The organism is Desulfatiglans sp. (assembly GCA_012513605.1).
In the GTDB taxonomy this organism is placed as follows: domain Bacteria; phylum Desulfobacterota; class DSM-4660; order Desulfatiglandales; family HGW-15; genus JAAZBV01.
Genome location: JAAZBV010000026.1, coordinates 1 through 13,008, shown reverse-complemented (window position 1 = coordinate 13,008; position 13,008 = coordinate 1). Strand labels below are relative to the sequence as shown.

The following is a 13,008-nucleotide window of genomic DNA, read 5'->3' as shown; positions in this document are numbered from 1 at the left end:
GGATTATCAACAGTTTTCCAGGGCCACAGGATAGATATTTATGGATGCATACTGGTGGCCCTTGCATCCTCTGCAACAATTATCGGATTTTCCTTTGCCGGTACAAGATACCCCTGGCTTTCGGTCCAGATAATCGGGCTTCTGGGTTTTTCCATATTAAGCTGGATAATGTTTCTTTTTGTTGAATCCCGTGCAGATGAACCTGTTCTTAATCCTGTTCTTCTCCGCAACCGTACATTCAGCACTCTGGCTATTGCCACATTTCTTTCATCCTTTAGTACAATGGGGATGATGATGTACTTTCCGATGTTTTTGCAGGAGATACAGGACATCTCGACATTACACAGCGGTATGATCAGTACCCCTTATGGCGTGTTGACCGCCTTTATGGGGGTGCCTGCCGGGTATTTGATTGCAAGGACTGGCTGTTTTAAATGGATGTATGTTTTTGGTTACGGGTTTCTCACCATGAGCATTTTCATTCTTGTCTTTTTCAATGCCGGAACGCCCGTGTTCATGAGCCTTGTGGTATCTCTTCTGGGCGGTCTTGGATATGGTATTCTTCCCACGATCAACACCATTGTTGTTCAGAATGCGGTACCCCAGAGACTAATGGATGCAGCAATGGGGGCCATATTTTTCTTTCTGACACTTGGTTAAGCCATATATTCCTGTTAGGTGCAATCATGACGCTCCTTGCGTTTATTATAATCTGCACTATCCCGCGAGGTAATAGGGCATCAGAAGAGTGAGCAATAAACCGACAAAAAACGCAAATAGACGCTAACTTATATTTTTATTCGCGTCCTTTCGCGTTTATTCGCGTTTAAAACCTGTGGAGATATGTGAACTGCACTGAAAGCCAGTCCCTCTCTTTGTACAACTGGTCAAAAGCAATATCCCTGTCAGCTTTTCTCTTATAATTGGTGAAACACGGCCCTGCAACAAATTTGTAAGAGAAGCTGTGCCCCTGCATTCGCAGCCCTATGCCTGCCTGATATGACTCAAGTGGCGGGGCAGCCGCAACGCTTATAATGGCATTCTCAATTTCACTCGTATCCTCATAGTATCGCCCGAAAATGCTGGTAAACCATACACCATGCCAGTCTCTTTCCATGACCGCACTGACCGATTTCGCTCTGAAGCCAGGCATCTCCTTTGACCATCCCCCATTTAACCGCATAACCCAGTTTTCAGCCATCGCATAGTTTAGGCCTCCCTGGAGTGAATACCTTAATTCACGATTCGTAGTGTCATCTATCCGGAATTCAGCAATGGTACGCAAACGTCGTGTAAGGACATTTTCAAAGGCAATATGACCGCTCTTTGTATTATACCTGTCTCTCAACCTGACAAGAGGCACCCCCATCTCATAGCCCGGAGAAACGATATCATGCTGAAAGGATATCCCCGCATCTACAATCGCAATATCCGGGATATATTCCCAGCGCAGAGCTGATGCAACATTATACCCCTTTGGTCTGGCAATCTTATACCCGTCAAGGTTACCAATGAGTTGGCCCAGCACATCAAAAATGTGCCTGTAATACTCATTAAGCCATAAGGCGCGAAAGGTCTGAAAACCATCATAGAAACCGACACCGGCAGTTATTGCAAGGTTTTTATCAAGGCTGAAACTGGTATTACATTGGAGCCCCATCCTGTCAGCGGTCAGGTTTTTCTCCCTCCTGTTACCCAGGTATTCGGAAAGGTAATCCGTCTCAATACGGCGCCATGAAAAGGCAAGATCAATATCTATTTTCCGGCCCTTATAATAATACCCGATCAGTGTCTCTGACACAGATACATCGGATGCGCTCAGTGATGATAAATCAATTATACCATCATGTGTGATCTCCTGATCCGCTTCTGAAACAGGTATTGTATCCATATCATGCGCTTTTGATTCACTGAGACCGGTTATAGAGTCTATGATTTTGTACAATTTTTCAAACCCGTCAAAACCGGCCTGTTTATAAACCACGGTTGGAGGAAATGCGCCTGACGCTGCACCTACAGCATCAATTATAACAAGATATGGCAGGGTGTAGCCGCCATAGAGATCCAGCAGTCTGCCGCTGGTATCTTCCAGAACCATGCTTATACCGGTATCTTCTATAAATGCGCTCATGTCATCCGGTCTGGCAACATCCGAATTAATCGAAATAACCTGAACCTTTATACCATGCGGATTTCCTGAACGGGCCTTATAGTATTCCTGAATTCCGGTCTCAATCTCCCATGAAGCAGTTAAACAACGATTGCAACCGGCACTGAAGAAATCAAGGAGTACAATCTGTCCATAGAAATCATTCAGGCTGACCTGTTTTTCTGTTCCATGCTGCAACAGGGTGAATGAAGGGGCAACTTCTCCGGCATTCCACGCCATATCACCCATTACTGAAATAAACAGTATCATGATTATATAAACATTAATGCGTCTCATTATAATGTTCCCCCTGCAACGCAGGAGCCACAGTCCCCTGACTGTCCTCCCATGAAGGAGGCTGAACTCGATTCAAACTGCGTAAGCAGCTTATCCTGATAATTAAATATTGCAGATCCATCGAACTGCATATTTGGCTTTGAAACAAGCCTCAAATCCTTTTTTGTCATGCTCACACATCCGCTCATAAATAGGATGCAACAAAGCACAATCACTGGAAAACTGTATATATTCCAGCACCTGCCTGCAACAGATGCAAGTGTTTGCGGTATAGTTATTTTTTCCATTTTCCTTCTCCTGTAATCCAGGTGAATAATAATTTGCAACCGCTGATCAATGCAAATAAAGGTTAATTAATATTTTTGTTCGCGTCCATTCGCGTTCATTTGCGGTTCCTATTTTTCCTCATTATAAGATTCCCTGAAAAGATTCAGCCTGTAATATTTACCCTTTGCTTCCATCAACTCGTAATGAGTTCCCTGTTCAATGATCCTTCCATGACCCATAACAATAATCCTGTCAGCCTTTTTTATGGTAGAGAGCCTGTGTGCAATAACAAGGGTTGTCCGGCTTGCTGTCATCCGGTTGATTGCATCCTGTATCTGTCTCTCTGTTTCCGGGTCAACGCTTGATGTTGCCTCGTCAAGTATCAGGATATCCGTATCATGCGCAAGGGCCCTTGAAAATGAAAGCAACTGCCGCTCACCTCCGGATAATGTTGTCCCACCTTCACTTATCTCCTGACTGAACCTTTCGGGTAGTTTATCTATAAACCATTTTGCATTTGCCTCTATAGCCGCCTCTTCAATATCAGCCTGGGTAACAGATTCATTGCCTAATGAGATATTCTCCTTAAGATCGCCTGAAAACAAAAAGACATCCTGCATTACAAGGGATATCCTTGATCTGATATCGGCCTTTTTTATAGTCCTGATATCAACTCCATCAAGGAGTATTAACCCTTTATCCGGGTCATAGAACCTTTCAATAAGGTTCACAATTGTGCTCTTACCAGCCCCAGTTGCTCCAACAACCGCTACCATTTCGCCGGGGTTAATCTTAAAGCTTACATCATTGAGCACTGGCCTTCCCGCATCATAGGAAAAGGTGACATTTCGAAACTCTATTTCCCCCCTCTTTTCAGGGATAATAACCGGAAATTCAGGGTCAGGGATCATCTCGCCATTATCCATGAACTCAAATATCCTCTCTGTTGATGCCATTGCAAGCTGCATAATATTGTATTTTTCAGATATGTCCCTTATCGGCCTGAAAAACATCTGTATATAACTTACAAATGCGACAAGAGAGCCGAGGCTCATCTGATCAGATATCACCCTGCCTCCACCATACCATATAATAAGGGCAACCCCCACAGCAGAGATGAATTCCATTACAGGGACAAATATGGCAAAGAGCTTTAATTGGTACATGCCTGCCAGATAATTTTCATGATTAAGCCCGTGAAAGACCCTCATCTGATATTTTTCTCTTGCAAGAAGCTGGATGATCCTCATTCCTGCAATCTGCTCCTGTTGAAATGCGTTCAGTTTTGACACCTTTTCACGAAGTATCCTGAATGCATCCCTCATCATTCTGCTTACTACAATGGTAAAGATAAATATCACAGGAAGAATAATAAAACTTATGAGTGCAAGCCGCCAGTTCAGATAAAGAAGCATGGCTATTATGCCAACCAGAATAAAGATATCTGTAAAAAGGGTTACAAGCACAGACTTGAACATTTCATTAAGGTTTTCTATATCATTTGTTACCCTTGTCACAAGCCGGCCAACAGGATGCCTGTTAAAAAAGGAGAGGGCACGGCTTTGTATCCGTTCAAACAGGGCAACCCTTACGTCCTGCATTATATTCTGCCCAATATACTCAAGGAGATAGTAATCCAGGTAATTAAGCCCAAAGGTTATTAAAAGCACAAAGATGAGAAAAATACCGATCTTTATAAGGCCATTAAAATCACTTGACCTTGCACTTAATATAAGATGCGCGGGGAGCCCGTCGATAACCCCCTTTGTCAGGGCGATTCTTCCGTCTGACAGGATAATATGTTCGTACCTTTCTCCTGCCTCCTTTTCAACCATTGTATATTTCTCAGTATCAAAGATATACCATGATGTCCCGGAGATGACGCCATCTCTTCTGTATTCATGAAGGTCTGCCGGATCAATATCCTTCAGGTCACCCCTGTGAATATATGCAGTTTTATTGTCATTGCTGAAGATCATTATCTTTTTGTATTTTTTAATAATTTCAGCTTTATCGGCCTTATCAGGGATAACCTCTTCGTATGAAGAGAGGATGTATCTGTCAATTGCCACCTTTGTGAGGAATGGCAGGACAAGGTCTAAAAGGGTAATGGCAACAGCCACTGTAAGCGCAAGGGCAATAATCCTCCAATAGGGGAGAGCATATTCAGACAGCCTTTTCAAAAGCCTTATATTGTATGGCTTTCCAAGCTTTCCCTCCTCTATATATCCAAAGTCAGCATGCATATTATGTTTACCCTATTCAATATCCTGTGACATTATCTGCTTTTTATAAAGCCTGCTGAATTCACTGTCATCAGCAAGCAATCTCTTATAATGACCGGTTTCAATGACAGCCCCATCCTTCATCACCACCACCACATCCGATCTGCTAATAGTTGAAAGCCTGTGCGAGACAATAACAGTGGTTTTTCCTCTCCTCATATTTATAATCTCATTTAATATCTCCTCCTCGGTTCTTGTGTCTATCATAGAGAGGGCATCATCAATTATAAGTATAGGGGGATCAAGCACCATTGCCCTTGCAATGGTGAGCCGCTGCTTCTGGCCGCCCGAAAGGGTAACACCCTTTTCTCCCAGAATGGTATCCATGCCTGATTCAAGCCCCATGATATCATCAAAAATCCTGGCGCAGCGTAATGCGGCATTAATCTTTTCTTCAGATATGTCCACCCTGCCGAAAACAATATTATTTTTTATGGTATCTGAAAAGAGGACAGGCTCCTGTGTGATAAAGCCTATATTCTCACGAAGGCGACTTAAGGGGATGCTGCATGTATCATTGCCGTCAATAGAGATGCTGCCTTTGCTAGGATCAATAAGCCTTGGGATCAGATGCAGAAGTGTAGATTTGCCAGACCCCACCATACCGGCAATGGAGACAGTCTCACCGCTATTGATTACAAGATTTATATGATGAAGGGCCGGGGTTGTTTTTTCAGGATAAATAAAACTCACATTGCTGAATGTAATCGTGCCCTTTGCTATCCTTTGATCTCCTTGAAAAGATTTTTCGGTTATTTCAGGAACCTCATCCAGTATTAAATTTATACGGCGCATGGAGGCCGCCCCGCGCTGAAACAGATTTGTAACCCAACCCATAGCCATCATTGGCCATGTTAAGAGATTGAGGTAACCTATAAAGGCCACAAAATCACCGGTTGAAATATCACCCAGTATGGCAAGCCTTCCTCCAAAAAATAATACTATGGCAAGCCCGATGTTTGTAAAGATGGTCATAACCGGAAAGAAGAATGCGAGTGTACGGGCAAGTTTAATATTTTCATTTGCATAGTTTGCACCCTCTTTTTTCACCTTTTCAAATGTCCAGTCTTCGCGGACAAAGGATTTTACCACCCTGATACCTGCAAATGCCTCCCTTACACATTCAGTAAGGTCTGAAAAGGTTTTCTGTACCGTATCATAACCTTTTGACATCCTTTTGGTGTAGACCCTGGCTACAACTATTATAAAAGGGGCAGGAATAAGTGAAAGGGCAGTCAGCTCAGGGCTTATGTATACCATGAAACCGATAGCAGCAATACCTATCGTGAGCCCGTCCACCAGTGAAACAAGCCCCATGCCTGCGGCCATCCTGATGGCATTGATATCGTTGATTGACCGGGCCATTATATCGCCGGTTTTTGTCCTGTTAAAGAATGACATGCTCAATTTCTGGAGGTGGCTGAAAAGCCTGTTTCTTAAAAGCTCTTCCACCTTTCTGGAAAATCCAAGGATACAGACTCTCCATACATAGCGAAATATGGCAATTAAAAGGGAGATAATCAGTATAGCCATACTGTATTTCAGCAGAACTGAAGGCATAGCATTCCTGTAAGAAAGGTCATCGACAACCCTCTTCAGGACAACAGGGATAAGCAATTGAAGCAGATTTACCGCGAGCAGACAAAAAAGGCCTGCAGCAAGCCTGTATCTGCTGTCTGCAACATAATTCTTCAGAGGCAGAAAAACCTTTGCGGTCTTAACAAGGGGGAAATCTATTTTTTCCATTTTGCTTTACTGCTTTACATCCATTGGCTTTTCCTGCTTAACCGCTAATACCTGATCAGATCTTCAATAATCTGCCTCATCTCCATCTCTTCTGCATACAGATCATCCTGATCAAAATATCCGACACCCAGGCGGAAGTACATGCCTCCAAAATTAAAACATGGGGTAGAGCTATTTGGGTTTTCGTGATCGAATAGTTTAAGATATTGCTCCGGGATAGAGGTCTCAGTTTCAGGTGTAAGCAGGTCGTCTTTTGTTTGAATATCATAGTGATGGGCTTCGATAAGTCCTTTTTTAATGTAATCCATTACTGTATCATCAAAGGTCTCTTCTATCCATTTACAAAACGAACACCTTATATGTGAAAACATGATAATAACCGGCTGGCCCTTGCTGTTTCTAAGGATATCTTTACCTGTTGCTTTAAAAGTCGAGTACTGTTTAACAGGAGGCGTACTCTTTTTGATATTAGCCTGATCTTTGAGATCAGGAGAGCCTTTTCTGTCTGTTTCTGAATATTTTATTATTTTTGCATTTTTTTTAATCTGTTCCGCATATTTCAACAGTTCTAACGTGATATGCTCTTCTTCAAGGGTATACTCTATTGATTCCCTGGTCTCTTCAAACGGTATGGAAAGCTCTTCAGCCTTATTGGTTATGTATAGTATATGATAGCCGTGCTCGGACTCTACCGGATCGGATATTTCTCCAATTTTTAAACTAAAAGCGGCTTTATCAAGAGAAGGAATTGCTGACCCTTTTGTGATCACACCCAGACTCCCTCCTATTTGCCCTGTACTGTCAAAGGAGTAACGCTTAGCCTTTTCTGCAAAGTTTTCAGGTGTTATGGATTTACGAATACTTTCAGCCAATTCCTTTGCTTTAACCTTTGATAGATCGCTTTTGCAACCCTGACTTTCCACATGACATATCAGGATATGGCTGAGCGCAATCTTTGCAGGCCTGTTGTAGTATTCATTATTAACTTTGTAATATTCCCTGGCCTCTTCATCCGGAATCTTTTTAGCACCGAATTTCTTTTCGTAAAATCTCTTCAAAATAAGTTTATTTTTAAAATAGAGCTCTGCATCCTCCATGGTCAATGATTTTGAGTCCAGCCACTTTAAAAAGGCCTCATCGGGAAAACGGAATAACTTCAAATATCTTTCTTTCTCTTTTTTAGCTTGATCCTGAGTAATACCAATTTTTACAGCATCTGCCTCACGAAGCAGCAGAAGCTCAGAAATATAATAATCAAGATATGAGTTTATGGTTAAATCCTTTAAGGATGTCCTGGAAAATCTTGATATCAGATAATATAGATTATATTGTTTTAACAATTCACCTGTAGAAATGGTTTTGCCGTTAACCTCGGCTAAAATACCCCCTTCTTCTGCTATATTCGCTTTTATTTCATTCTTTGAGCAGGCCGGTGATGTTATGAGAGTAATTATTAATAAAACAAAAACCGCTATTAATAATAGTTGGGTTGATGCTGCCCTCTTTTCTGAATTTTCTGTCATGAAAAACATTTCTTTTCTCTTTTTGTTAACTTTAATAAGTATATATTTATGGGTTATTAATGAAAAGTGCCAACACAAACTGAAGTACTTTAATTTCATATTACTAAATATTCATTTTTTATAAAATATCCTCAAATACTGGCAAATAACCACCAATGTATTACAATTGATATTGATTCTTATCGCATGCCTTTCTTTTCATCAAGATACTTTTGTCTATCTTTAATTTTTGACAACATGCGCCTTGCAGCAGCCTTCCCCTGTCTCGAAACTTTTTCATCCTTCTCAATATTGTTAAGAATAGACGCTGCCTCATCAATGCGACCGGCCCTCATCTCAAGTTCAGCACTATACAACTTTTTTGATGAATAGAGTATGGCGTCCATCTCCTTCAGAGCCTTTTGCATCTCTGTGGATATAAAAGGGAGAGAGTTATGCTGGGCTAATAATGTCTCTGCTTCTCCAAATTTTCCTTCCTTCATCAATGGATTAACCTTCTCAAAAAGCCACTCCTGATAGATATATTGCTGCATACCGCGCAGGATAGTTTTTGTACTCTGAGACATGTTCATAGAATCACTACAGGATACGTTTAACTTTTGATTAAATAAGTTAATATCGCCATCTATCCTGTCCAGTGCAGCAAAACCTGCCAGGATAGATCCTTCCAGAGGATACAATCCTCTTCCAAGTTCCAATATTTTTTTATCATCTTCTTCATATTTATCCATATTCATAAGAGCAAAGGTAAAGCCTTCAAAAGCGTATTTTTTATTTGGGCGAATCAATATGGACTTTTTAAACATATCAGCAATCTGTTTTGCTACATCTCTATCTAATGGGCCACCCATTACAAAGCCTGTTCTCCATTTTTCTTCCATCAGCATGGAGGCTTTCAGGCAATAAATCTGAGAATCATTTGAATCAAGATTTATGGCTTTTTCCAGCGCCTCAGCAAGCCTGGTTTTGTTTTCAGTATTTCTTAATGCCATAACTAACAAATCATAGCCTTCAGGACGGGAAGGAGCATTTGAGATAACTGCCTCGGCATGCTGTATACCCAGGTCAGACTTTCCTCCTGCGACTGCCAGACGTCCGAGTGCAAACTGGACAACAGCATTTGAAGCAGGGGCTATTTTAATTTCAGTATTGGTATTTGTAAGGTCTATCTCACCGATATTGTATTTTCCAGATTCTATATAGCGTTGCAGCTCCCTGTCAAATTTCTCATATGTCATTCCAAAGGCTGATTCAAAGGCATCCTTGGTGCTTTTTTTGCCCAGTTCAGATAAAAACAAATTAAACTTTTCTCTGTTTTTCCCGCCATTACCGAACATAAAGTAATGAACCATGGCCCATGCCTGGGGATAAAAGGTATCCAGTTTATGCAATGCCTCGTCCTGAGTGGCAAATAGAAAATCTTTTGTCGGCTGTAAACCTTTATAATTGAGATAATCTACATGGTCCTGTTTGGGTAGTCCCCAGCGGCCTTTACCATTCCTGATTTCAAAGGTTGAAAAGACTTCAGCAATACCTTCTTCCACCCAGAGCGGGGCATCAAGATTCTGTGAATTCAGATACCAGTGCACTGCTTCATGAAAAATAGTAGTTCGAGTCATATGATAATCTTTTAACCCTGGCAGGCCAATCACACTCCAGTCATCAAAATTTGTAAACACCCCAACCACCTTTTTTGCCTGACCTGACTCAGTAGAAATATTATATGGTGAAAACTGTTTTTTATCTTTAAAAAGCAAGATGGTTAAGGGTAACAAATTATTATCATCTGTATTATATAATATATGTAAGGCAGTGATATATTTATCAAACTCCTCTGCCCATAACCGTGTTTCCTTTTCATTAAGTTGAGAAACAACGCCAAATCTTGAAGTCTTCAGCATCAGCCATGGTTTATCACCGGCAAAAGCAGGGATAGTTAAACAGGATATTACTGTCAGCAACAATATAATTTTGATCGGCACTCTTGCAAATATCAACGGCATTTAAAACCTCCATAAAGCCGATTAACTCTTTTCTTTTGAGGGGTCCTTTTATTTTTCTATTGATGCGCAACCTGAAATTAATACTAATGTAGATACAATAACAAGCAGAATCCTCCTGATTATCATGGTATTTATCTCCTTATAGTTTCATGGATAAATTTAAACCTTAACCCCCTGTCTTTTATCATAAAGTCTATTTTTTTAATGTAACTTTTGAATTTTGCTGGAGTATAATAAAGATATTTATTCAGGTCAATTCGTATAAAAAATTAATTATTCTGTAATTGTAAAAGGCATATAGATTGAAAATCCCGTGTAATCATGATAAGAACCTTAATAACATACTTCAAAAAAGAACCAATTATTATGCATTGATCCGAGGACCTTCCTATGGTTCACTTGATTTTGTTGACCGTGAGGAGATACGGACAGCCATAAGGGAGAAACTTGAGTCACATGGCATACGTTTCCAGGAATATACATGGGTGTGGGATGAAGATGATAGATGCCTGTTATTGGTTGGAACTTTTGAAAATGAAGAAGAAGCAAATCAATGTATTAAAAGATATGAGTCAATGGGGTTTAAAACCTGTATCAAAACCAGCCTGTCTGGTAGTGCGAATATTTGATTAGAAAAATTAGTAATTCAAAATCAAAAAAGGAGAATAAAATGAAGGGGAAAATTAAGTATAACAAAACAATCACAATCTATTCGGCAATTCCGGTGCTCATCTGTCTAATAGGCCTGCTTCTCTGCTCCTGCGTAAGCACAGGCAAAAATAAGACAACAACTATAAATAGTGTTACAAATCAGGTAGCTAAAAATGATGCTCCTGAACAAGGCACAACTGAGGATGACCAGAAAATAGAATGCCGTAATCTGCATATCACAGGTTCACGTTTTAAAAACAGGGTATGCGCTACAAAGGCAGAGTGGGCAATAAAAGATGGCAAAAACAAAGAATCAACAGATCAATTCGGCCGCGATGTCAGTGGACGTTCCGGCATAAATACCGGTACCGGCGGAGATGGAATGGGTGGAATGTCAAGCGGGATGCCGCGTTAACAACCGATAAAAACTATTTCTCATTAAAGCCCGGAATATCTAATCTCTTATGGACATAAGATTAACTATGACGGGCTTTTTCTGAAAACGATAAACTATTATTCGAATAAACACTATTCAGGAATGAGCAATCAATTTGTACCGATTAGCTCATGCAGTTTCTGCTTATCAATACATATTATCCCCTGCTTTCTGAACTCTAGTAACATCCAGATAAGCCCTGCAAAGAATGTCAACATATCTGCAATGGGGAAGGATACCCATAAGCCTGTTACGCCATATGCAGGCGTAAGAAAAAGAATCAGGGGCAATAGAAAGATAAGAAATTTTGCAGCAGAAAGCATTGAGGCTGGAAAACCCTGGCCTATACCCTGGAAAAAGAAGCCCGGCACCATCTGAACACCGATGATAAAGATACAGCAGAAATACAGCCTCACAGCATAAACGCCATCTTTCAGGATTGTTGAATCAAGGCCGAATGCAGCCAGCACATACCCGGGAAAAATCATGATCAATGCCCAGCAGAGCCATGACCATATACTTCCTGAAAAAGATGCCTTATACACAAGTTCCTTTACCCTTTTCATTTTCTGGGCGCCGAAATTAAAACCGATAAGCGGAAGAAGCCCCTGCCCTATGCCAATGGCCGGCATCTGAACAAACCTGCCCAGCCGGATCAAAACCCCAATTAATGCAAGCGTAACAACGCCATGAGAGGCTGCTTCCCGGTTAATAACACCCATAACCAGAAACTGGACCCCTGACCTCACAATAGATGCAAACCCAATTCTATATATCTCATATACGACCTTCGGATATGGGATAAAATACCTCGCGCTGAATTTATACCCTGAGCTTTTTGAAAATAGATAACACAGATAAATGATTGAACTCATTGCCTGGGCAATCACCGTAGCAACAGCAGCGCCCTTTACGCCCATGGCAGGTATGGGACCAAGACCGAATATAAAAAGAGGATCAAGGATAATATTGGATAGAGAAGACATTATCATCACTGTGCTTGAAAACATGGGGTTTCCAAATGCCCGTATGACATGACCAAGCACCATGGTGATGTAATAGAAGACAATCAGCTTTATCTGGACAGAGATATACTCCTCAGCGAGTAAAAGGACACTGTTTTGTGCCCCCAGCGCTGTGAGTAATGGTTTCATGTTTGGCAGACATGAGAGTATAACACAAAGGCTTAAAATGAGGCATAGTGTAATCGCAACAGAGGCGGCTTTATATGATTCTACCCTTTCACTTTTACCCAGGTATCTTGAAATAAGTGATGTAGCCCCTACACCTGTACCTGCTGCAATCGCTAAAAAGGAAAGGCTTAGAGGATAGGTTACACTCAATGCCGCTAGTGCCTCTGTACCTAGTCTTCCCACAAATACAGCATCAACTATATTGTATGTTGAGGCAACTGTCATGGATATAATGGCAGGGCCTGAGAATTTGAATAAGAGGGGCCATATAGGGTCTGTGCCCATGATGGCAGACCTGTATTGGTTTTGTTCTTTAATATTATTATCCATTATCACTCTTGTCCAAAAACGGTTTTTAGTTAATGAATTTTGATATTGAAAAAGTCCTCCTTATGGGAGATCGTTAAGTTACCAGACAAAACGAATTCCCAAAAGCAAAAGGAGGACAAACCTATGGT

Annotated in this window: 10 protein-coding genes; 3 read left to right on the top strand and 7 right to left on the bottom strand. The window is 41.0% G+C overall.

The window, feature by feature from the left end; genetic code table 11:
* Positions 1–54 precede the first annotated feature (54 nt).
* Positions 55–660, top strand: a complete 606-nt coding sequence (locus GX654_03065; protein NLD35825.1) for an MFS transporter — start codon at positions 55–57, stop codon at positions 658–660.
* A 166-nt stretch (positions 661–826) separates the two neighbouring features.
* Here the strand turns inward: GX654_03065 and GX654_03060 are convergent, their stop codons facing one another.
* The 6 genes from GX654_03060 to GX654_03035 all read right to left on the bottom strand — a co-directional run bounded on the left by GX654_03060 (position 827) and on the right by GX654_03035 (position 10,270).
* Positions 827–2,446, bottom strand: a complete 1,620-nt coding sequence (locus GX654_03060; GenBank protein ID NLD35824.1) for a TlpA family protein disulfide reductase — start codon at positions 2,444–2,446, stop codon at positions 827–829.
* A complete protein-coding gene (locus tag GX654_03055) occupies positions 2,446–2,733 on the bottom strand; it encodes a hypothetical protein (GenBank protein NLD35823.1) in 288 nt (95 codons plus the stop codon). Before GX654_03055 ends, GX654_03060 begins: the two co-directional genes overlap by 1 nt.
* Positions 2,734–2,841: 108 nt before the next feature.
* Positions 2,842–4,959, bottom strand: coding sequence for an ABC transporter ATP-binding protein (locus GX654_03050; GenBank protein ID NLD35822.1), 2,118 nt, complete (start codon positions 4,957–4,959; stop codon positions 2,842–2,844).
* Positions 4,960–4,971: 12 nt separating this feature from the next.
* Entirely contained in the window at positions 4,972–6,744 is a 1,773-nt protein-coding gene (locus GX654_03045) for an ABC transporter ATP-binding protein (GenBank protein NLD35821.1), read from the bottom strand.
* Positions 6,745–6,788: 44 nt separating this feature from the next.
* A complete protein-coding gene (locus tag GX654_03040) occupies positions 6,789–8,267 on the bottom strand; it encodes a hypothetical protein (protein ID NLD35820.1) in 1,479 nt (492 codons plus the stop codon).
* 179 nt (positions 8,268–8,446) lie between these two features.
* Complete coding sequence (locus GX654_03035) at positions 8,447–10,270, bottom strand: DUF1570 domain-containing protein (protein ID NLD35819.1); 1,824 nt, start codon at positions 10,268–10,270, stop codon at positions 8,447–8,449.
* A gap of 302 nt (positions 10,271–10,572) precedes the next feature.
* Between GX654_03035 and GX654_03030 the strand changes: the two genes are divergently transcribed.
* Both GX654_03030 and GX654_03025 read left to right on the top strand, forming a co-directional pair.
* Positions 10,573–10,899: a hypothetical protein gene (locus tag GX654_03030; GenBank protein NLD35818.1), complete on the top strand. Its 327-nt coding sequence runs from the start codon at positions 10,573–10,575 to the stop codon at positions 10,897–10,899.
* Between the two features lie 41 nt (positions 10,900–10,940).
* Positions 10,941–11,336, top strand: a complete 396-nt coding sequence (locus GX654_03025) for a hypothetical protein (protein NLD35817.1) — start codon at positions 10,941–10,943, stop codon at positions 11,334–11,336.
* 131 nt (positions 11,337–11,467) lie between these two features.
* Here GX654_03025 and GX654_03020 read toward each other — a convergent pair whose 3' ends face one another.
* Positions 11,468–12,880: an MATE family efflux transporter gene (locus GX654_03020; GenBank protein NLD35816.1), complete on the bottom strand. Its 1,413-nt coding sequence runs from the start codon at positions 12,878–12,880 to the stop codon at positions 11,468–11,470.
* Positions 12,881–13,008: the final 128 nt, after the last annotated feature.